The following is a 23,223-nucleotide window of genomic DNA, read 5'->3' as shown; positions in this document are numbered from 1 at the left end:
ATTCCCTTTGCGAAATACCTTTCACCTTGAATCACATTAAACTGATTCGGCTATACCCTTTGCCTTTCAAGTTACGTGTAGGTATAAACTTCCGCACGCTTTCCGCATTCATCCTTAAATTTGAAAGTTATTTTTAACATCAGAGTAATATAGTTTCTGATTTAGAACGTTGATGGTGATGGTTGAATGAGTACACTTTACATGTGACTCAGCTTTTTAAAAATCACGACCAAGGATAGCCAACATAAACCGCTGAATAGATTAAACAGATTAAAAGCACCAGCGTTACCCCATTGATAAGCTAGCTTAGACAACTCAATCCCTAGGGTAAATATCAGCATACTGAACATTCCTGCTGTGGCGGATACGGTACCTTTACTCACTTTGCTAGAAAATAAGGTCAATCGATACAAGCCAGCGTTGGTTAAACCAACACCAAAAGCATATAGGCTCAGCCCAAAGGTCATCCACAGATAACTGCAAGAAGAATAAAAAGTAGCGGTTGCCGCCAATAACAGCCCTACAATGATAGGGAATGCCCCGAATGTTAGCAGTTGGAAAATACTCTTTTTATCGGCTAAATATGCTAGTGCTAGGCTACCCATGATGAGTGCACTAAACACGGGTATTTGCAGCATGCCATATTTAAAGGTAGTCAGTCCCTCATCTTTAATTAAAATAATCGGTGATTGTGCAATCCATGTTAGTAATGGCAAACTGCCAAAACCGATGGCGAGGGCTCCACAGAGAAAGCGGCAGTTGCTGACAACCTGTTTATAATCATGCCACATAATGCTAAAAGAAAGCGGTGTGCCCTGTAAAGATGCCGTTTCTGGCATGGCGTACCACAGACCGATGAAAGCGATGGCAGCAGCCCCAGCAAAGATAACAAACATCCAGTGCCAGGAGATAAGCTGGATTAACACTGCGCCCGCCAATGGGCCGAAAAGCGGCGCAATTAATGCGGCATTTGCCATCAAAGCGGTGATCTTGATACAGGTTTTTTCTTCAAATGATTCTTGAATGGTGGCATAGCCTACAGCACCAATAAAACACAGCCCAATCCCTTGTAGAAAACGCATGACCATAAATTGCTCGATGGATGTGACCAGCAGTATCGCCAGACAGGTGACGATAAAAAACAACACACCGGCGAGCATGACTGGCCGCCGGCCTCGGCGATCTGATAGTGGACCTAGCAGCCATTGCAAAAACGCACCACCGGCCAGATAAGCGGTCATCGAAGTGGGAACCCATTTAACATCGGCATTAAAATTGGCTACTACTGCCAGCATGCCCGGTTGTATCATGTCGTTACCGATATAAACGGTAAATTCGAATAAAACTAAACAGCTAATGAACAGTAAAGCTTGGCGGTTTAAGCTTATGATGCCTGGAAACGTTTTTTGCATAGGATAATTTACAAGATAGTGATCGAGGCTTCTCGCCCATTTTTTCTCTATTTTAGCAGAGCTAAAAAAGTATCTGCCGTCACTATACCGTAAAAAAGGGCGCATTGATCTTCTTTTGTATCACATTACTTTTAGAGTTAACGCTAATTAAAGCTTCAGCCAATCCAGTTGTTCCATCTGAGGCAGGAAGCAGTGGTTAGGCTAGTGTCAATTCTAGCGCACCATCTAGCCAACAATGATTTAGCAATACGCTGGTGAATGCCTTCATTTCTCGTTTACTTGGTGAAGAATATGGATGCCTTGCAGCCTCTGCTCGAGTGTTAGTTGCTTTTCTACGCAGGAGAGATATTTATTGACGGATTGTTGATAATTTTAATGTTAATTATTAATACACAAAATTTACGATTAAATAAAAAAAAGAATATGCTCGACTTTAATGATTCTACGCAGAAATGTTATCTAACAAAGTATACCTCCCTTGCAACAGACACGGAGTCTAAAGTGAGAAGTAATTTGTTAATATCCCAAAAAATGTCTCAGAATAATCTAGGTATTTTGCAGAAATGGGTGAACGAATCATCTAATGGTTGCAATAACAATCGCAAAAACGTGGCATCACGAATTATAGAGTGTGAAGATAATGGTCTTTTGCATTTAACATTAACGGGATTACGCCTGGAAAAATTACCGCCTTATTTGCCACAAAATATAACAACTCTGGACATATCCGAGATGGGTTTGGAAAGTTTGGATGATTTGAGTAAATTAACACCTTGTCTAAAATGGTTAATTGTATCGCACAATAACCTTAAAACTGCACCTAGGGTAGAGAACTTGCCGTTAACATTAAACCTTCTGGATTTATCCTACAATTCCCAGCTTGTGTTACGTGAGGGGGAATCATTGGAAGCGTACAAATTATCGTTACAGCAGGGCACAAAGCTAGAAAGATTGTTTACCGCTGGTATTCTGTTGGAACAATCATCGATCGAGAACATTACCAAAAAACAAAAAACGGGATTATTGTCAAAAATGCACGGTCATGTTGCAGTGGTCAGTGCTTTTATTACTCGTTGTCTGACGAACCAAAAACTAGCCACTGGTTATCTTCCAAATAATAGAGCTGGAGAATTTAATGATGAATATATACGAGCCAGTGATGCTTTTGAACATTTGTTTGTTCGTATTGAGACAGTAGTAGATGCAAGTAGTTTAGAACATTTGAAAGAACTTGGTTGGCAAGGCAAATTTATTGTTACCTCTGATGGTAAATTGAGAATTGGAACCTTTAAACAGAAAGAAGGTGCTAATTTAAAAACCTTATCTCACCCATCTTTGTCAAGTATGGAAAATAATCAACCACTGCCTGTTGTGAGTGCTGGTTACATTGGGAGAAAAGAAAATGGTAATACATATATTACGCATATGTCTGGGCATTTTCTTCCTAATAAAAAGAGCCTAAATTATGCATCTAAAATTTTATTCGCATTAGGTGTGCCCCATCAGCAAGTCTCAGCTTTCGGATTTAAACATTTTAAACTCATTCATCAAAAAGTTTTTCCTCCTTTAAATTAAAGCCCTTTTATATTCCGGGAAGCTGAATCTATTAGTTTCTAGATAAATTAAACTGATTTGGCTATATACAGAAAAAACTAAAGGCTACGCCACATTTTTTTATTTTTATACTACCTTTTTAGTGTTGATGCTGTTTTAACCCAGTATAGTTGAGTTGGATTATTATGAAAAAAATCATTATGGCTTGTAGTGTTATGATGTTGGTGGGATGCACTGGCTTGGCACTGATCAACAACTTTGGCAGTGAACCTTTGGTCACTGCAGCGGCACAGGTCGGTGCCACCCAACAACAAATTTTGCAGGTGGCCGGGCAACCTCACAACCGTCAAGCTATCCGTAATGGTAGTGGCACCTGTTTTGATTATATGTTGCAAAAAGAAGGTCGCTCTACCGCTTTTTACGTCGCTTTCAATCCACAGGGCTTGGTAACGGCGCATGGTTTTACCACCTGTAACACCGCTGACCAGCAGGGGGGATTAAAAGCTGGTCAACCTAATCGCCAGGTTTATTACTGATATTTTGGGCGCTTTTCCAGCATAATAGTGAGGTGGGAATGTCAACGGGGCATTAGCCCCGTTGGTTTTATACCCTTCGCCTTTCAAGTTACGGCGGCGTTGGCAGCGATCACTCATGGTATTCACCGGTCGGTCGCTCTGGCCACCTAGCGGCAACTTCAAAAACGAAGGGTATAGTAACTATTTTTTGAACATATTATATTCTAGGTTCAATCAAACTATTTTGACCCAAGTCATGTATCGACGACAGTCTGTTAACCGCTCCTATTTCCCCTGCTTCTTCTTGAAATGAACTCATCGCCTGTGCTAAAGCGTCGGGTTGATCCCCGACTAAAGCGCGAGATTGACGATGGCTCCCCTCACCCCGGGAGATTTTTACTAACCAACTACGTCTGGTGGTGATATCAAAAATACCCTCGGCGATTTCACCTTTACGGTTGCTAAGGAGCAACGGCAGGTAGGGATCAGCGGTAAATGGTATTTGATCGGTAAAATGGGTGCGTAATGCTTGATTAATTTGGGCGAGGTTGATCGTCGTATCTAATTCCTCCTGGCTGTCAATCATCAGCGCCAGACCCCAGTGTTGCTGAGCCTCTGCCGTTATTGTGGCTGTGCCGGGAAGCGCAGGCAGCGATGTCAATTTTAACATCACTTTAGGATTGCCTTCAGTGTGTAAAAAAAGCGTCGTTTGATGATCTAAACCACGGATTTTTGTCCCAATCGGCGCAAATACTTTGGTGGGTATCGCAGGCAATGCGGATAAATCGATACCGCTTATCTCAGGTGGTATCGAGAGCGTGAGCGATGAGATAGGAAGACCGATATCAGTTTGACTGAGCGTCAACCATTCCTGACGTCGTTCTGTCGAGGGCGGCAAGACAGTTACCGCCAGACGAGGGAAATTGCTAGCATCGGTGGCGAAGGTGGTAAATTGATAATCGTCTTTTTGCCACGTCGCTTTACGGAAAAAACGGTTTCCTTCTGTATCCCAGGCCAGCTCTACATCCATAGGTATCATAGGGGCTTTGATGGATATCATCTGTTGATTTGACTGAGTATGAAGCGTATCCAGCAACGCCATCAAGGGTGCTTGCTCCTTGCCATTTTTTTCATCGAGGTAGATAGCTTTAAGTTGCTGATAGCGCGCATTTTGCGGCAAATCATGAAAATAGTGATAGTCAACACGGCTTTTTCTATTATTAAAGGGGTGGGCAACACCCACAACAGCGAGCTGTTGTTGCGTTGTATCGTATTCGATATGGGCAACGCTGGTGGTATGTTGAGGGGCAATAAGCAAAGGCAGGATATCCCCCTGACTATTATAAAAATGAGGATGAGCAACGGCACTACCCTCATCTATATTACTGATCGCTTGCCAACGCTGAGTGGCTAAATCTAATAATCCTTTTGCCATATCATCTTGCCCGACTCGGATAGCGATAGGTACCCGTTGATCAATAACAAATCGCGGATCATTGGCGAATTTGCTCTGGATAAACGCCAGAGTTTTGGTGAGATTGTCAGCCAATAACGCCTCCCTGCTCGCCGCTTCCAATCCGACATAAAATTTAGGCGTCTCCCCCCCTGGGCGTGCTGACGCTGTTAGCGTAAACGTTATCCCCGGTAGCTCGACGATACGCATCTGTAACGCAATATGACCTGGCAGCTCGCCGTCAATGTGCACCTTTTTATTATTCGCTAATTGCAGATCCCATCCGCTGTGACCCTTTGCTAACCTTAGTTGCGCGATATTGCCCTGTTGTAACGCCATACTGCTCGCCTGATCTTGCTCATTTAACTTTTGTACAGGAGTCTCAGCGGCTTCCATCTGTCAGCGCTAATGATAAAAGACCGTAAATTGCTAATTTAATTTGTCCACTCAAGCCAGAATGCAGTTTCCTTTGTGGTGACAAAGCCATGAGGGAAATAAGCATGCTAAGAAGAGAGGACCACTACATGATAAAACAACGCCATCAACAGGGGGCATTTATTGTTGATATTGCCCATCAGATAGGGTGTTCAGAAAAAACGGTGAGACGGCACATTAGCTATCCTGCGCCGCCAACAGCAAAACGCGGTAAAAAACAGGTTGCTAAACTCGAGCCCTTTAAAGACTACATCGATTCAAGGTTGAGTGAACAGGTTTGGAATGCGGCGGTTATTTTTGAGGAAATCCGTGAAAAAGGCTACCGGGGTGGGAGTGCGATGCTCCGACGTTATATACATCCCAAACGTCCGCTCAGGGCCTCGAAAAACACGGTACGCTTTGAAACCCTCCCCGGTTATCAACTTCAACACGATTGGGGAGAAATCATCGTTGAGGTGGCAGGCTCTGCCTGTACGGTTAATTTTGCCGTTAATACGCTCGGTTTTTCGCGTCGCTTTCATGTCTTTGCTGCCCCTAAGCAAGATGCTGAGCACACGTATGAATCGCTGGTTCGCAGCTTCAATTACTTCGGTGGCAGCGTAAAAAATGTCTTGGTAGATAACCAAAAAGCCGCTGTTATCAAACATGGACAAAATGGCCACATCGAGTTCAATGCGGGCTTCCTGCAACTGGCTAATCACTATGGGTTTAGCCCTCGCGCCTGTAAGCCTTATCGACCGCAAACGAAAGGCAAAACCGAACGGATGGTGGGCTATGTTAAACACAATTTTTTCACTCGCTACCGTCAGTTTGAGAGTTTCGCTCATGTTAATCAACTGCTAGCGATGTGGCTGGCGAAAGTGGCAGACCAGCGTCATCTTCGTCAATTCAAGCAGACACCGGAAAATCGTTTTGCTGAGGAAAAAATAGCCTTGATGCCACTCCCTGCGACTGATTTCGATACCAGCTACTTCGACCTACGACAAGTGGCATGGGACAGCTATATCGATGTCAGAGGTAATCGCTATAGCGTGCCTTCATTCTGGTGTGGTCGTGCGGTTAATATTCGTATCGGTTTAGATAATACGCTACGTATTTACGGCGATGAGCAACTGCTCGCGACGCATCTCTTGCAGGAGGTAACGCAGGGCTGGCAAAAGGTGCCAGAACATCATCAAGCCCTTTGGCAACAGGTCAATCGAGTAGCGTCTCGTTCGCTCAGTGTGTATGAGGAGCTACTCTGATGGAAATGGAAAACTTGTTGATACGGTTAAAAATGGATTACCTGGGCGATGCGTTGGAGAGTTTATGTGAAGAAGCCACCAAGAAAGCACTGAACTACCGTGAATTTCTCCAGCAGGCATTAGCCCAGGAATGGAACGGGCGTCACCAAAAAGGCTTGGAATCGCGGTTAAAACAAGCACGTTTGCCGTGGATAAAAACCTTGGAGCAATTTGACTTTACTTTCCAACCAAGTATAGACAGGAAAATTATCCGCGAGCTGGCGGGGCTGAGGTTTGTCGAACATCATGAAAACGTCATTTTGTTAGGCCCACCTGGGGTAGGGAAAACGCATTTGGCGATAGCGCTGGCTGTCAAGGCAGCTACAGCTGGGCATCGGGTATTGTTTATGCCTCTGGATAGACTCTGCTGTACCTTAATGAAGGCAAAGCAAGAAAACCGTCTGGAACGCCAACTTCAGCAACTGTGCTATGCCAGGGTATTAATACTGGATGAAATCGGGTATTTACCGATGAATCGCGAAGAAGCTAGCCTATTTTTCAGGTTATTGAGCCGTCGTTATGAAAAGGCGAGCATCATTCTCACATCAAATAAAAGTTTTACTGATTGGGGGGACGTATTCGGTGATCACATTTTAGCAACTGCGATTTTAGACAGGCTTTTACATCATTCAACCACATTGAATATTAAAGGAGAAAGCTATCGACTCAAAAATAAACGCAAAGCAGGCATGTTGCCTATAAAAACGACTGATATTATCCAGGCGCCTGGAATAGAAACCCAACAGGAAAATTAGCAAAAACTGGACATTTTAAAGTAGCAAAAAGTGGTCAATCTAAAGTAGCGTTGACACCATCAACGTTCGCAGATCCACTTTAGTATGCAAGTCGCTCAAGGGATCAGACATTCGCTGGATAACGTCATAGACACTCCAAACAAATCCCCCTAATCCTCCTAACAAAGGTTTATCTGGTATTTCTGTTTTTCGAATATGCTCTACCAACAGATCGTGTATCTTTGACATATCCGCCGGAGCAATCCCCATATTCAGTAACGCCAAGACAGCCTCACCGTATGTTATAGTCGGGCGTTGTTGCCATTCCGACCAGACTTTTTTTCTGTTCGCCATCGCGTCAAGTGTATCCGGGGTGATATCCAATACCCAGCGCTCGTTTTTCCGTTTTACAGCTTCCTGATGGGGTTGAATGATGATCTGCCGTCTATCATCAAATAAATCAATCCGGGTGATGCCCCCTCCCCCTTTAAATCGATAGGTCAAAAAATGAGCATTTTCTGCATTTGTCATCGGGGTGGGTAAGCTCCCAGCGTGAAGCCCTTCATGATCATCGCCCTTAATAGAAGTCAACTCCTGAGGAGATTGAAAAGCAATACTACGCTCAGTTTCATCCAATTCTATAACGTATTCTGTTGCGCGAGGGATGAAGACCGTATGGTTTGGGGAATGGTCACCGCCAACGTGAAAAACATTGGCATCCGATGAGTTGTAATACGCGCTGAATCTATTGAAGACTTCTTTTCCGTCTAAGCTGCCGTAAGCGCCGACATCATGCATAAAATTGTAATGCCCATCCAACGCCGCCGGCAATAATAAGTACTGTGTCGACCTCAGCTTCTCATATTGTTGCACTTCTCGAGAAACATCAAAACCGAGTGCCGTATAGGCGCTAAGCGACTCACCGTGTGTTGTCGAATGCTCACGATTAGCAGGATTAAATCGGGGAATGCCGATATCTGCGACCTGTACTGACAAGATCTGCCCGTTTATTCGGATCTTTTTCAGCGGGACGTAAGGTTCAAAATAGACCATTTTCGCATCGTCACTGACTTGCGCAATATCGATGGGCGTGAGGATAGTTTTGTTTTTTGAATGGCGAAAAGGCGCAACGACTTCATCCAATTCAATTTGGTAATGGGTGTTATTAAAAGTGATAGCCTCCAGCAACGCATTGACCCCAATCATCATACCTGCGAAAACGACGCTTAGAGGGCCTGCAACCCCCATAAAGCTGGCAATAGCAGGTGCAACGGTAGGAGCAATGCTGGCAACCACAGGTAATATCGCCAGCCCGGTATCTACCGCCAATTGTGTGCCTGCTAACGCCACGCGCGCGATAACAAAATCTTTTTGTGGCCCTGGCGGCATAGCGTTGAGATCAGAAATGGCATCAATAAAATTGATGATATCTATCGCGACATTGACCACACTACCGGCATGGGTGTAAGCCGTCCCCCCCAACAGCTTGCCTAACATGCTTTCTGCCTGAGTACCTGCCCCCCGTAATAGCTTGATCGTTCTGACGATAGTGCTGAGATCTTGCCCAATTCCATGCAGTATTTGCCCCACATTGGCCATACCGACAAATTTTTTCCAGGGCGAGAGATTATCATCATGGGGCTGTGATAAAAGATGCAGCGCCAGAAAGGCGGCATTCATCGTCGAGATACCTTCGGCTTGTGCTATCTCTGGCTCAAGCAACAGCATTTTTTCTTGTATTCGTGTAAACAGAGTCTGTTCGCGCGACACTCCCGCTCGCTCCGATAGCCCTTCGGCTACAGAAAACCTAAAGTTATCACCGTCTTTTTCGTATTGTAAAGCGATGCGTTTTCCAGGCGGTGCGCCTTCTTGTATTGACGGTTTTTCCTCTAAAAAAAGTACCGCGTTATTACTATCATGTTTCACTATGACACGCTTATCTTGCTGATCGTCTGTTGTCTTAAAAATACATTCAATCTGATCCCCCACGTTCTCGAAGCCAAAAAAGCGATATTTCTTGCCATAGTAACTGGTTAACGCCTTTTCATAATGTTTAATCAGTGTGTTCGCCATTCGCTCTAGTTGCTGTAACTCGACGCGCGTCTGTTCTTTTTCCGCTGCTTTGATTTCCGCTTCATCTTCTCGCGTTATGGTAGAAGGTTGACCATTCGGATGCCTGCCCGCTGTCATAACCGCTTGCTTTGTTGCGATCTTTCCTTCCTCTTGCCGCATAGAAAATGTAAACGCAGGGAAATACCGCTGTTGTTGACTGTCAAATGCCAAACTGATCCGCGCCGGGCGAACAGGCTCGCCAATCCTCCCTTCAACAAACTGATGGCGATGTCCAACATCGCGCGCATGTGCGGCATCCGTTATCGCTAGCTCGCTGGCATAGGCGACTAACTGAGCGGGTTTTTGACCCCTTTGTTGCGCCAATGCGGCAGCGGCATCAAACAAAAATCCACTTTTTTTATCGTCATTAACCAACGCACAGCCCACCAGCACCAGCTTATTAATCTGAGGATCTAGGGCTAATTTTTGAGATATTTGCTGGGGCAGCGCCGCTAGCTCGAGTGCGCTGTAACCCGCCAAGCTGGTATTATCTTGCACATCTCCAAGCCCTCCTCGGCCATGACCGACCAATAACAACGCCACTTCACCGCTACCGCTCAGCACTATCGGGTCGCCATATATCAGACGCATATTACCTTGCACATCCCTTTGATAAACCACGGCCTCACCCGGGTGTTTCTCTGCCAGCGCTATCGCCGAGCGTAAGCTTTCTGCGTCATTTTCCAACTGGACGATAATACGACGTTTAAGCGGCGCCTCGCCCCCAGCAATGAAGCGTTCTCCAGTGGTTGGTGGCGTCGCCCAGTTAGCAACATTATCCCGCTGCGCCGCCCCTAAACGGCTTAACGCGCTTATCGTCTGATTGCCATCAGGCTCTGATACGTTTTGCCAACTTCCCTCAATACGTCTTCCTTTTCTAAACGTTGAAGCGCTTTCGGAGAATGTCTCAATACGTATCGATTGATTTGGGTTTAGATCCGGATAATGAAAGACACTACTAAAACCATTTCGCAAACGGACGGATCCATAATCGACAACACCCACCAAATGACCGTTGTTTAAATCCCGAATGGTTTCACCCTCTACAAGATACTTCTCCTGTGTTAATAATAGGTAGAGATTATCTCCCACTTTCTGGCTGGCGGTGACTCGAAAGTAGTGATCTGGGGTTAACAGAATTTCTGCGGTATTTTTATCTGTTATACCGGCAGTATTACGCCCTTCAGTGATCCCTTCGAGCACATAGATGACTCTGCCTTGATTCAGGTGCTTTATCGCTTTGATTGATTCAATACTGGCGTCGGTGGTCAATAAACCTCGATAACTCATCAGCTGATTAGGTTGTCAACGCTACTTTAGATTGACCACTTTTTGCTACTTTAAAATGTCCAGTTTTTGCTAATTTTCCTGTTGGGTTTCTATTCCAGGCGCCTGGATAATATCAGTCGTTTTTATAGGCAACATGCCTGCTTTGCGTTTATTTTTGAGTCGATAGCTTTCTCCTTTAATATTCAATGTGGTTGAATGATGTAAAAGCCTGTCTAAAATCGCAGTTGCTAAAATGTGATCACCGAATACGTCCCCCCAATCAGTAAAACTTTTATTTGATGTGAGAATGATGCTCGCCTTTTCATAACGACGGCTCAATAACCTGAAAAATAGGCTAGCTTCTTCGCGATTCATCGGTAAATACCCGATTTCATCCAGTATTAATACCCTGGCATAGCACAGTTGCTGAAGTTGGCGTTCCAGACGGTTTTCTTGCTTTGCCTTCATTAAGGTACAGCAGAGTCTATCCAGAGGCATAAACAATACCCGATGCCCAGCTGTAGCTGCCTTGACAGCCAGCGCTATCGCCAAATGCGTTTTCCCTACCCCAGGTGGGCCTAACAAAATGACGTTTTCATGATGTTCGACAAACCTCAGCCCCGCCAGCTCGCGGATAATTTTCCTGTCTATACTTGGTTGGAAAGTAAAGTCAAATTGCTCCAAGGTTTTTATCCACGGCAAACGTGCTTGTTTTAACCGCGATTCCAAGCCTTTTTGGTGACGCCCGTTCCATTCCTGGGCTAATGCCTGCTGGAGAAATTCACGGTAGTTCAGTGCTTTCTTGGTGGCTTCTTCACATAAACTCTCCAACGCATCGCCCAGGTAATCCATTTTTAACCGTATCAACAAGTTTTCCATTTCCATCAGAGTAGCTCCTCATACACACTGAGCGAACGAGACGCTACTCGATTGACCTGTTGCCAAAGGGCTTGATGATGTTCTGGCACCTTTTGCCAGCCCTGCGTTACCTCCTGCAAGAGATGCGTCGCGAGCAGTTGCTCATCGCCGTAAATACGTAGCGTATTATCTAAACCGATACGAATATTAACCGCACGACCACACCAGAATGAAGGCACGCTATAGCGATTACCTCTGACATCGATATAGCTGTCCCATGCCACTTGTCGTAGGTCGAAGTAGCTGGTATCGAAATCAGTCGCAGGGAGTGGCATCAAGGCTATTTTTTCCTCAGCAAAACGATTTTCCGGTGTCTGCTTGAATTGACGAAGATGACGCTGGTCTGCCACTTTCGCCAGCCACATCGCTAGCAGTTGATTAACATGAGCGAAACTCTCAAACTGACGGTAGCGAGTGAAAAAATTGTGTTTAACATAGCCCACCATCCGTTCGGTTTTGCCTTTCGTTTGCGGTCGATAAGGCTTACAGGCGCGAGGGCTAAACCCATAGTGATTAGCCAGTTGCAGGAAGCCCGCATTGAACTCGATGTGGCCATTTTGTCCATGTTTGATAACAGCGGCTTTTTGGTTATCTACCAAGACATTTTTTACGCTGCCACCGAAGTAATTGAAGCTGCGAACCAGCGATTCATACGTGTGCTCAGCATCTTGCTTAGGGGCAGCAAAGACATGAAAGCGACGCGAAAAACCGAGCGTATTAACGGCAAAATTAACCGTACAGGCAGAGCCTGCCACCTCAACGATGATTTCTCCCCAATCGTGTTGAAGTTGATAACCGGGGAGGGTTTCAAAGCGTACCGTGTTTTTCGAGGCCCTGAGCGGACGTTTGGGATGTATATAACGTCGGAGCATCGCACTCCCACCCCGGTAGCCTTTTTCACGGATTTCCTCAAAAATAACCGCCGCATTCCAAACCTGTTCACTCAACCTTGAATCGATGTAGTCTTTAAAGGGCTCGAGTTTAGCAACCTGTTTTTTACCGCGTTTTGCTGTTGGCGGCGCAGGATAGCTAATGTGCCGTCTCACCGTTTTTTCTGAACACCCTATCTGATGGGCAATATCAACAATAAATGCCCCCTGTTGATGGCGTTGTTTTATCATGTAGTGGTCCTCTCTTCTTAGCATGCTTATTTCCCTCATGGCTTTGTCACCACAAAGGAAACTGCATTCTGGCTTGAGTGGACAAATTAAATTAGCAATTTACGGTCTTTTATCATTAGCGCTGACACTCTGATTGCGCAGAATGTTATAGGTGTCTGTGCCTTTCCCGCCAGCGGCATACCCGCGCCCTAAGCCGAGGGTGTTGTTACCTTCATCGCCGCTCAATACCACATTAACTTCAGTCTGTCCGTAGGCATTTTCAATATTTTTTAACTGCGCCAGCACCTGAAACTGCGCCAACGCCGTTAACTGCGCTATCGCTTCTTCTCGCGCCTGCCCGGATAACGGTGCAATGCGCGCTAAGTGATCAATCACCTGTTGGCGCTGATCTTCACGGAAATACGCGGCGAGGCCAATATCGATCGCCAGCAGGGTGCTTTTGCCATTCGCGGGACGACGGGAGGCGATCACCGTATCATTCAGGTCAGGCAGATGACTGCCGACCTCATTCCCGCCATCCAAAATGCTTGGCGTGGCCGGCGCAGCTTGACCCAAGAGATGAAAACGGTCGGCCTGGCTGCCGCCGGTAAACTGTTTGCGGCCGCCACCGACGTCAAAGTCATTTTTTCTGTCACGCTTACCCAGGACGGTATCGTTACCCCCGCCCATATTCACTTTGTTGATAGACTCTGCCTCCGAGGGGCGGCGAAACGGAGCGCGGATCAGTTCGCCGCTGGGACGGACTGACAATAAGCACTTCTCACCGTTTTCTTCAATAATGCCTATTATTTGCGCATCGCCCCGCAGCGCGAAGCGATTCTGGCGACTTTCTGTCTTTTCCGTACCAAAAGTGCCGTCAGCTTGTCCCTCGGCAATGGTATAGCTGCCATCGTCTTGAATGACCACTAAATCAGCGCGTTGGTCGCCATTCATATCATGCAGCTGTATTTGCGCATTATTAAATTTACCGGACTCGAATAGCTTTTTTATCCCCTCGTGCTCTTTTGCCTCTTTCGTGATAAAAGGCGCCAGGCGATTTCCACTACTCAATAATGTGTAGAGCATCCCGGTTTTTGTCATCGAGACAATATCGTCATCCCCATCGCCATCAATATCGCCAACCAGCCGATGAAGGTATTCCGCCACCGACGCCGGCGAGGTGGCGCCGTATAATGTGGCAAGTGCCATCGAATGCAGGGGCTCAAAAATACCGGTGGCCTGAGCAGCAGTATCATCGGCCTCCACCTTTTTGCCATAAATGATGTTGACATAGCCTAGCTGGCTATCGCCACTGCTCAGACCGCGGGTAAATGACACCACATCCGCGCGGCCATCTTTATCCACGTCCAGCAACACCGCGGGTGCGTCACTTAAACGCGACTGTCGCACGCCGTATGATTGTTCACTATGGGCAAAGGTGCCGTCTTGCTTGGCCAAAAAAATCTGCATCGGCTCGCTACTGTCACCGACGGCAACCATATCGTCCCAGCCATCGCCGTTGATATCCCCTACCATGGTTCTGAGGGTTGGCCAGATGAGCGGTACGACGCTATCGATACGCCGCTGATCGCTATAACCGCCTTGACCATCAGATTTAACAACATCGAACCCTTCCTTAGAATAATAGGCGATATCAGGATGACCATCATGGTTAATATCGATACGCATCACGCGGCTATCATTTTGTAAGGGATTCAAATCCGTCGTTGGCAACGGTTGAGCGGCCGTCGCCACAAAGGCGCCTACCGACTGCTCCGCCCCGATAAAGGATTTTTTTAGCACCGTTGACGGAAGATTCGCATCATCATTCAGATCAACCACCTCGTCGACGCTCCCCGCTTGAGGCAAATAGTAATTTAGATCATAGGGTTGCAATCTCACCGCCGTTTTTCCTTCACTTTGTTTGAAGGTTAATACCGTGTTTCCTCTACTATGACGCGCGGCGTAGCTGGCCGCTGCTTGTTGCTCGGCCTCTGATGAAGGTGTTTCTGTCGACCGGATGCGATCACGTAGGATGTGATCCCCTCCGGAGATATCTGTTGCCACCAACCGCCGATAGCTTCTTGTTTTCAGCGTAACTTCACCCCGGCTGAGGTACAGCGTCTCAATGTTGATGTTAGCCCGCAATAGGGTTTTAGCGGCCTTGTTCAGTCGGGCGGTCAGCGCTTTCTCTGCCGCCGCTTTTACCTGGTAGGCCGCCAGCCGATTTTCCAGACTATACGTCTGATCTTGCCCGGTAAAGGCCAACACGCCGGCTTGAAAGGTCTCCCAACCGTCTAACGCGATCACTTTTTTGATCTCCTCCACTTCACGTACGGCAGAATAAATGCCGCCGGCCAATAGCAGCGCCGCGCCGAAGGCCAATCCCACCGGACCTGCCACGGCTGCTGCCGTGCCGCCAATCGCAAACGCGATGGGGACGCCGATGCTGACCAGCGCCCCAGTGAGCGATAAAGCGCCTTCAACGATCAAATCTTGGCGCATTGTCGGATCGGTGGTAGTGCTGAGCTTACTGAAGGCACGGAAGGCCTGGTATAAGTCAAAACCGCTGGATAAGACGCCCAGCGCCGGCCCGCCAAAACGCGCCAGCTGTAGTTTGAACCCTGACCGCAGCCCCAGCTGGGTCAGACGACTGCCCCAGACGCCGAGCCCCTCTTGGGTCAGATCAATCGCCATGTTGGAGCTTAAGGCAAACAGCGCCAGATCTCTTTCTTGCGTCAATTGTTCTCTCTGTTCAGGCGTTAAGGATTGATTTTGCAGTCGCCGGTTATATTTGGTCAGATCACTGAGTGAACGCAGGTAGCCATAGCCCTGCATGGTACCGCCCGCGCGGCGGGTAAAGTGTTGCAGACGCGCCGAGCCGGCTATCGGCACGCTTTTTAGCGTATCGCCCAGGCTCGGGGCGATTTCTAACGTCAGCTTCGGCGTTTGGCTGCCTACCGTTTCCGTTTGCGCCGCCAGCTGAGGCTTGAATGTCACCTGCTGGCGAATCGCCTCCAGCTGCGCCAGCACACTGGCCTTGGTTGCAGCATTATCACTGGCGATAAGTAGACTCTCCATGCTGCCTTCCGTCGGTATTTGCTGCCGCAGGAAACGCACCGCTTGTTGGGCTTCAAAGCTACCGTAATCCGCCTGGTGCAGATAACGCGCCAATTTTTTGCCATCAAAGCGCAGCTGCTCAGCCAATTGTAGCGGTGAGAGGCGTTTTAGATGATCGACAGAAAAAGGCTTGCCGTCGATGCGCGCCCCCATCTTATTGAGCACCGCGACCGGGATCGGCACCGCGCTCAGGGTAACATCCGGCGCCGCTGCTAGCCGTTGTGCTTCGGTTTTATAATCGCTTAACAGCGTTTGTAGTTGCTTTAGCCCAGAGAATTGTTCACGGGCAGCAATCAGATCGACTTTATACAAAGTGACTTCGGTGGAGGAATTGATGTGGGCACGCAAGGTAGACTCAAGTGCCTGGCGGTTTTGGCCAACGTCCGCCCCCGTGATCTGCATCGCCCCCACATTGGGATGATAGAGAGAAAAGTGACCATTATTTTTGACAGAGAGTGTCAGTACCTGATGATCGATTTTTATTAAATACTGACCCGGCGCCATTTCAGCGTGCGTCACTGGCAACGGCTGTTGGCTAAAAATCGTCGGATGATCGTCAGGCGTAGCCAATAATCCATCAAACAACTGACGAAATTGCTTCACTTGTTTGGCATCATTATCTGAGAGAGGCGCTTCAGCGCGCTGTTCATTGAGCGTTGCGTAAGTATTGAGGCCATTAAGATAGCGCTCACTGGCCAGCCCGCCTTGTGCCTGTGCATCTAACCAGGCGAGTCCCGTGGCCGTGGCCGCCGTCTGTGCGTGCCGGCTAGCGTCAGCAATAAATAACGCCTGTGGCGCGAGCCGCACGTTGGAGCCATGTTCAGCCTCAACGCCTTTCCATGCCGTGATAGCACTGATTTGCTGCCGGTTCGACTCTTGACTGCGCACCAGCGCTTGTTCACCCGTCAAATGCGCTAATTGCGCATGAGCATCCGGTAATTGCAGCAGCTGTTTTACATTGTCATGCCAAAGGGCAAAATGGCGCGCGTCAGTGATGAAGGGAGCAATCTTCCTTTCATCAACCGCGCCGTCGGCATCAGGAAAAAAATCTGCCAAGTCAAGACGTTGCTGAGCATCCAGCGTATCGAAGGTTAACGCATTGGTATGCAGCGCATCCATTAGCGCGATAACCCGATGCAGGCGGGTAGCGAGATCGGCACGATCCACCAGCGGATCAGCATATGCTCTATTTCCACCGAGCAGACCTTTTGAACGAGGTACGCTAGGTTGTAGCACAAGCGGTTGCACCTGGATAGCACCATCAGCAGAAACAGCAAGTGGCGCGGTATAATCAATAGCGACTTCGGTATGAGATTGAGTGTTTCCGTAAATAATTTTACCCAATACAACCTGTAGATTGGTGACATTACCCCCATTGGTTAACAGTGGATCAATAAAACGACTGATCATTTGCGGAGTATCGGGCGATGAAAATGCCTCTTTCTCACCGAAAAAAAGTATCCGCACTTGTTGTTCAGCCAGTAAAGGCACTATTTTTTGTTGCAACGCTTGACGTGCTGACGCTGTCGTCTCTCCTTCCATTGGATTACCATTCGGTGAATAGCGATGGTAATTGATATCGCTAATGTCCCTATGTGCTGGGTCTTCTCTTAACCATCGACCCGCCGCCGTCATGGCTTCTTCGTCCTGCGGATCAATCACTGCTATTTCGTGCGCATAAAAGTGATGCGGTACCGGTTGTTCACCCGCCAGGTTGATGTTATCAGCCACGCTTGTTCCACCAGCAACGTTCTCTCGCCTGACAGGGCTATAATCTTTGGAGTCTGAAAGGGTTAATAATTTTTGCAAAACAGGATTGAGGCTTTCTAGAATTTGCTTTTCCATGGGCTTTGTCATGCTATCCGCAGGGACAGGTGTTTCTTCAGTGGTAAGCGGATAAGGGAAGGAATATTCGGTACCGTCGGTAAATTGATAGCGGATCCCGCTATAGGTTTCTACGCCATTTCTGATAACTAAAACATTACGCTGTAATGATCTTCTGTCATCCATAGACAGGTTAGGGATTTGCATCAGCACGCGGGGGTCGTTTTCGTCTCCAAGTGAAATCGCTCTTGCTGCTATAATGAGCCCGTTTTGCAATCCAATGCTAAACTCTGCTCCCTGATTTACTACTCCCACTATATCGCCTATCCTGGTATTTATCCGGTACGAATCCTTTAATAAAGGAACCGATATCCGGCTATCAGGGAATTCTATGTTGCGATCAACACCTGATATGACCAATTCAAAACTTCCATCTGGCATACTCGCTATACGCGCAAAGGCTCGCTTGCCGGTCGCCGTGGGTACGGTAATCATTTTATTAACGTCTTGCTGAGTAAAACGTCGATTTAATGTTAACTCTTCTCCTTGCCGTTCGATACGAAGAGGGGGCACAGCATCACTTAATGCAGCAACCAGGAGTTGTTGAATAATGACCTTGGCTTGTTGGTTAATCAGCTGTTCCTGCTGCCCGCTGTGATATTGTGCATAATCAGGTTCATGCTGGTTCACCAGGTTATTGAATGCCTCTTCCGTACTTTGCGTTAACCTTAATGGGATGACCTCGCCGAAAATAGTGTCAATCTGGGATTTTAGTTGTTCACTTAGATCCGTAGGCACTCGCCCTGAATGAAGTAATGGTTGTAATGCTACTATTTGTAAGTTGAATGGAAATAACGTGGTGAGTTTCTCCACTGCGGAAGCAGTGTCTATCGATGGCTGCAAAATATTTGCAATTTGTTCAAGAATTTTCAACTTGAGCCGATGGGTATGGGCAGACTTTAAAAAAGCATCCAGTTGTAGAGACGCTTTGATCTGTTCTGTTAATGCGCTCGCTGTTGCGACAGGCTCAGTACTGTTCCAGGAAGGCGACTCTGTACCATCGGCAAAGAGGTAATGGATCCGCCGGCTGATTTTTTTGCCATTTTGCTGAACAGTAATCATGCGTTGTAATGCATTTTTATCACTTTCGGTCTGAGGATACGCCCTCAACTGCACGACCGGATTTTCTTCGGAGCCGATTGAGATAACCTCTGCTTTTACTGAAACACCGTCTTGATTTGGTCTGTTGATGCCAATCATTAACGCTTGTCCCTCTTGTGCTATCACTGCCGATTGCCGCGTTTCTTCCATCAATACCGGATAACTCGCTTTTATAAATGGCACTTTTATCGCAATATTCCCCTGAGGTTGGGCATCCACAATCGAAGCAACGCCAGAGACTTTTAAGCTAAATGTATCATTTTTATATATTATCTGAGCAAATTGATTGTTGCCATCCACCCTTGGCAATTCCACCATCCGACCGATATCTTCTTGGGAAAAATGCCGATTTGCTTGTAAAACTCCCTCTTTGAGTTTTATCTGGAGGGGGGCAAGCGGCTCATTCATGGCGTTTGTGAATAATTTTCTAACAATTTTAACCACTTCTTGGTCAATGAACACTTGCTCCGGCGGCGCGGCTTGCGTTGTATTATTATCCAAAAAATAGTCATTCAGTGTACGGGTTAATAGCTCCGTCTTTAGCCGGGGTAAAATTATCTTTTTGACTATCTCATTAATCTTCTTTTTCAGCGAGATGGTTTCTTCTGGAAAAAAATCAGTTAGGCTGCGCGAGTTTGCTAATATTGAGGCTGGCATATCAAGGGGTAACATGCCAGCCAGCATATTTACGGCTACATGCGTGCTTTGCTGGAAATCAGAAGGCCGAATGACTTCAATGATTTTGGACCAAAGTGCTGCACGAAAACGGGTTAAAACCGCGTTGGCTTCTATTTGCAGCTGTTTAGTCAGAGAAGCCATTGTCTCAACAACAGGTTGTTGATCCTTGCCCCAGAAAGACAATTGACTGCCGTCGGAAAATTGGTAGATAACGCGCCCGTAGTCTTTTCTTCCGTTGATATCAATGGAAATATTACGTTGTAGTGCACCGGTATCTTCCAGAGCCGCTTTAAGTTTTGGCACCTTGAGCGTAACAAAGGGGTTCTTGCCTTTACTTATTGAGACAACCTGTGCTTGAGTGCCATCGAACAGCGTAAAGGTGTCACCTACTGTTTTTATCTCTTTTGTTGAAACGCCCTCCCTCATTTCTATCCGATATTCTTCACCGAAGGGCGGCCGGAATTTTGTTATCATAGCGCTAAAATCATCCCAATTTGGGATGCCCGATATACGTAAAATGAAACGCTGTGTTTGGCTATTAAAATCTATCCGTGCAAATACCGTTTTTTCATTCGGTAGTGGGACAGCGACCATCGTCCCTATATCGTTGAGGCTAAAATTACGATTAACTTGCCAATGCGTTTCTTTTATTGTGATTTGTAAAGGGGAAAGAGAGAAATTGAATGGATAAGTTAATAACCCGTCGATAAATTGAGTGGCCTGTTGCTGAATAAACCGTGCGCTTTCTTCCGGTGAGTATGAAGCTTTCACTTGCAGGGCTTTTTGTTCCACTTTCCTTTCTAAGGATCCGGTATCGATTAGCGGCGCGATAATGTTTTGCATCAGGTGATAAATTTTAGCTAACAGCGGCTGTGTTATCTTTGGCGGCAGCTGTTTAACGTTAATTAATTGTTGCACCCTTAACTGCTGTGTACGATCGGCATTGGGCAGTAATTTTCCAAGCAAGGTTGCAGGATCCTGTAGTGTCTTTTGGATCTGCTGGACGATGGACGGGACCTGAGATTTTATCATCCAATGAGTCAGATCAAGCCGGCTTTTGATCTCTGCCTCTAATGATTGCTCAGGGTTAACGGGAGGCAACGGATCCCAGAAAGAGAGTTCGCTGCCGTCTGGAAACTGGTAAATGGCTCGCCCATAGCTCTCTTCTCCGTTGTGCATCACGAGAATATTGCGTTGTAACCCTTTTTTTTCATCGGCCGATAGGGTTGGCATCTTTAAGCGTACCAATGGATTTTTTTCATGGTCGCTGATTGAAGCGACTTCTATCTGGATACTTCTGCTCTCTGTTAATTCAAATGTAAATGTCTCTTCCTGCGTTACTATTTTGGCTCCTGCTACATTGCTTTTTCTCATTCTTATATAATCTGCACCCTCTGTGGGGGCGAGGTGATCAGGATCTATGAAATCTGAGCGGACTCTTTTTATTCTTAGCGTGCTGTCGTGCAACTCTTTAAAAGTATCCTCGTTAACGCCTGAAATTTTTAATTCAAAGCGAGCCCTATCATCAGGAAATCCAGCATCTCTTTCATCTCTCTCAATACGCGCAAAGACCGTTTTACCTTTTTTTGTTGTCACTTGCACCATGCGACCAAGGTCTTGCCGAGTAAAATTACGATTGGTTTGCCAATAGGTTCCGTCTTTTGAGAGGCTGATACGAAGGGGGATCAGTGACCCATTGAGCGCACGGGTGAATAATATCTTAAGGATCCTATTGGCCTGTTGGTCAATAAATTGTTGATTCGATGCACGCTGATGTTGATTAAAATCAGCGGCATGTTGATCCAGGATCTCGTTTAATAAGCGTTGATCGGAGCGGATAAGAATACTATCGCTGACAATATCATGAACCAGCTTTGCCAGACTTTCTCTCTGTTTCAAACTCATTAAGTTAATTGAATCAATCAATGTTGGCACTGTGGGAGCCTGAGGCTGCAAAGCTGCGATCAGTATGGCTATTGTCGCGCTATCAACAGGACGCTGTAAAATCTTGCGGATAACGGCAGATTTTATGTGCAGACGGGTTGAAATCGCGTCCAGTTGTAACTGCTCTGTAATTTGTTGTGTAGCAGATAGCGTTGTTTCCTCGCTATGAGCGACCGGTGCCAAGGGATAGAATTCAGATTTATCGGGAAATTGATAAATCACTTCCCCATAGATTTCTTTGCCATTTTGTAAGATAGCAACATGGGCAGGTAACGAGGCTTGCTGATTATCGAATAGGTAGGGTATTTCCAATCGTATTAACGGATTTTTCCCCACAACGCTTTCCATTTCGATAACCTTGGCTGTTATTGAAAAGGCAGTTACATCCGTTGCTAACGCAAGATCCAATGTGTGCCCAACTCTGGATATCGGCTCTTTTTGTCCATTTTTGATCATTTCTATGGGGTATGGCGTCGTTAACAAAGGGGGCTGTAAGGTTGCGGTGGTTAAATATTCCTCCTGGTTAACACCAGATAATTTTAAACGAAATTGTTCATTCTCAAAGACCACCCGTGCCAGTAAGGTTTTTCCGCTTCTGATCGGGAGTACAACCAGGCTACCAATATCTTGTTGCGTCAAACACCGGTTGATGTGCCAAGTGCTCTCTTTGCGTACTATTTGCAGAGGAAGAGGAGACCGATTCAGCCATGTTTTAAATGCGCTACGAATGACTTCAGCGGATTGGCTTCTGATGGCTGCTTCATCAAATTCTCCCTCCACGCTGACTTGCCTTATCAGCTCTTGCAGGTGTTCCTCGTTGATACGCGGCACAATGAAAGACGAGATGATACCGTTAAGCTGAGTCCGAAGGTGTTCTACGGTTTCTTGCTTTTCGGTGAAGAGTAACTTTGCCACTTCCTTTATCTGTGGGTAATCAGGCAACAGACTGGTGAGGATTTCTGCATTGGAACCGAGCTGTTGCGGATCTAGCAAAATATCAGTAAAGATAGCGACAAATTTAGCTCTATTTTCATCAACCATTACCATACTGCTCGAGCCGGCTTCTGGTATGGCTTCCACCAGACTGTTACTGTACCCACTTTCGGTGCTGCTCTCTGCAACTAACCCATTTTTATCTTTTTTTACTTTTATTCCTAAAAAAGAAGCCAACGCTTTTTTCATAATTTATCTGTGAATGCATTCCGCTTGCGTACGATTATACCCATAGTCCTTCAAGTTGCTGCTAGGCAACCAGGGTGAAGGGTACACACACTTTCAACATCCATCCTTATATAGTGTGAAGATTAATTTTATTTAATCTGAAATAGGTTTAAAAAGGGAACTGAATGCCTAAGAGACTATTAGAGATCTCTTGTTTGTACTAGCACGTTTTTTCATCAATTGAGCACATTTCAAAGAAGATTTCGAATAGGCTCTAAGGTACGAGCAATATTACCTACCAGCGATCTAGCATTTAGAGAAAGATTAATCAAAAAAATATAACCTAAACTAATTTGGATTTATTATTAAAATTTATTATTTTCATTAAATAGTATTGTGCGTCTATCATTAACTTATCATGCCTTACTTTACTATTATTATAAGTTAATTTAAAATATTATTTCATATTTCAGATGTCAAAAAAATAAATAACCAAAAAGAAAATTTAATAACTATAAATTTATTTACCGCAATTGTTTATATATTTTTT

Annotated in this window: 11 protein-coding genes; 4 read left to right on the top strand and 7 right to left on the bottom strand. The window is 46.1% G+C overall.

Going from position 1 to position 23,223, the window contains the following annotated elements:
- Positions 1-197 precede the first annotated feature (197 nt).
- Positions 198-1,412, bottom strand: a complete 1,215-nt coding sequence (locus AACL30_RS10320; RefSeq protein ID WP_339058455.1) for an MFS transporter — start codon at positions 1,410-1,412, stop codon at positions 198-200.
- A 375-nt stretch (positions 1,413-1,787) separates the two neighbouring features.
- On the opposite strand from AACL30_RS10320, the gene AACL30_RS10315 reads away from it, so the two are divergent.
- Complete coding sequence (locus AACL30_RS10315; protein WP_339056583.1) at positions 1,788-2,987, top strand: hypothetical protein; 1,200 nt, start codon at positions 1,788-1,790, stop codon at positions 2,985-2,987.
- A 164-nt stretch (positions 2,988-3,151) separates the two neighbouring features.
- Positions 3,152-3,502, top strand: a complete 351-nt coding sequence (gene osmE / locus AACL30_RS10310; RefSeq protein WP_339056582.1) for an osmotically-inducible lipoprotein OsmE — start codon at positions 3,152-3,154, stop codon at positions 3,500-3,502.
- On the opposite strand, the gene AACL30_RS10305 is transcribed toward osmE, so the two are convergent.
- Both AACL30_RS10305 and AACL30_RS10300 read right to left on the bottom strand, forming a co-directional pair.
- On the bottom strand, positions 3,464-3,619 hold the full coding sequence (locus tag AACL30_RS10305; protein WP_339056581.1) for a hypothetical protein: 156 nt from the start codon (positions 3,617-3,619) through the stop codon (positions 3,464-3,466). The genes osmE and AACL30_RS10305 overlap by 39 nt on opposite strands.
- A gap of 79 nt (positions 3,620-3,698) precedes the next feature.
- Positions 3,699-5,330, bottom strand: coding sequence for a hypothetical protein (locus AACL30_RS10300; protein WP_339056580.1), 1,632 nt, complete (start codon positions 5,328-5,330; stop codon positions 3,699-3,701).
- A 104-nt stretch (positions 5,331-5,434) separates the two neighbouring features.
- On the opposite strand from AACL30_RS10300, the gene istA (AACL30_RS10295) reads away from it, so the two are divergent.
- Together istA (AACL30_RS10295) and istB (AACL30_RS10290) are read left to right on the top strand one after the other, a co-directional pair.
- Positions 5,435-6,613, top strand: a complete 1,179-nt coding sequence (istA, locus tag AACL30_RS10295) for an IS21 family transposase (RefSeq protein WP_339056344.1) — start codon at positions 5,435-5,437, stop codon at positions 6,611-6,613.
- Entirely contained in the window at positions 6,610-7,407 is a 798-nt protein-coding gene (gene istB / locus AACL30_RS10290; RefSeq protein ID WP_339058365.1) for an IS21-like element helper ATPase IstB, read from the top strand. The genes istA (AACL30_RS10295) and istB (AACL30_RS10290) overlap by 4 nt, the downstream gene beginning before the upstream one ends.
- 39 nt (positions 7,408-7,446) lie before the next feature.
- Here istB (AACL30_RS10290) and AACL30_RS10285 read toward each other — a convergent pair whose 3' ends face one another.
- From AACL30_RS10285 to AACL30_RS10270, 4 genes are all read right to left on the bottom strand, one after another.
- Positions 7,447-10,788 carry a C80 family cysteine peptidase gene (locus tag AACL30_RS10285; protein ID WP_339056579.1) on the bottom strand — a complete coding sequence of 1,114 codons (3,342 nt, stop codon included), beginning with the start codon at positions 10,786-10,788 and terminating at the stop codon, positions 7,447-7,449.
- A gap of 69 nt (positions 10,789-10,857) precedes the next feature.
- The gene (gene istB / locus AACL30_RS10280) at positions 10,858-11,655 is read right to left on the bottom strand and encodes an IS21-like element helper ATPase IstB (RefSeq protein ID WP_339058365.1); all 798 of its coding nucleotides are present in this window, start codon (positions 11,653-11,655) and stop codon (positions 10,858-10,860) included.
- Positions 11,652-12,830, bottom strand: a complete 1,179-nt coding sequence (gene istA, locus AACL30_RS10275) for an IS21 family transposase (protein WP_339056344.1) — start codon at positions 12,828-12,830, stop codon at positions 11,652-11,654. The genes istB (AACL30_RS10280) and istA (AACL30_RS10275) overlap by 4 nt, the downstream gene beginning before the upstream one ends.
- A 75-nt stretch (positions 12,831-12,905) precedes the next feature.
- Positions 12,906-22,694, bottom strand: coding sequence for a VCBS repeat-containing protein (locus AACL30_RS10270; protein ID WP_339056578.1), 9,789 nt, complete (start codon positions 22,692-22,694; stop codon positions 12,906-12,908).
- Positions 22,695-23,223: the final 529 nt, after the last annotated feature.

This window comes from Candidatus Regiella endosymbiont of Tuberolachnus salignus (genome assembly GCF_964020115.1).
In the GTDB taxonomy this organism is placed as follows: Bacteria; Pseudomonadota; Gammaproteobacteria; order Enterobacterales; family Enterobacteriaceae; genus Regiella; species Regiella insecticola.
The sequence above is the reverse complement of the archived record's forward strand: the minus strand, read 5'-3'. Positions and strand labels throughout refer to the sequence as shown.

Coding starts and splice junctions, on each gene's coding strand:
- AACL30_RS10320 (WP_339058455.1), bottom strand. CDS start 1,412: ATGCAAAAAACGTTTCCAGGCATCATAAGCTTAAACCGCCAAGCTTTA.
- AACL30_RS10315 (WP_339056583.1), top strand. CDS start 1,788: ATGTTAATTATTAATACACAAAATTTACGATTAAATAAAAAAAAGAAT.
- osmE (WP_339056582.1), top strand. CDS start 3,152: ATGAAAAAAATCATTATGGCTTGTAGTGTTATGATGTTGGTGGGATGC.
- AACL30_RS10305 (WP_339056581.1), bottom strand. CDS start 3,619: ATGAGTGATCGCTGCCAACGCCGCCGTAACTTGAAAGGCGAAGGGTAT.
- AACL30_RS10300 (WP_339056580.1), bottom strand. CDS start 5,330: ATGGAAGCCGCTGAGACTCCTGTACAAAAGTTAAATGAGCAAGATCAG.
- istA (WP_339056344.1), top strand. CDS start 5,435: ATGCTAAGAAGAGAGGACCACTACATGATAAAACAACGCCATCAACAG.
- AACL30_RS10285 (WP_339056579.1), bottom strand. CDS start 10,788: ATGAGTTATCGAGGTTTATTGACCACCGACGCCAGTATTGAATCAATC.
- istA (WP_339056344.1), bottom strand. CDS start 12,830: ATGCTAAGAAGAGAGGACCACTACATGATAAAACAACGCCATCAACAG.
- AACL30_RS10270 (WP_339056578.1), bottom strand. CDS start 22,694: ATGAAAAAAGCGTTGGCTTCTTTTTTAGGAATAAAAGTAAAAAAAGAT.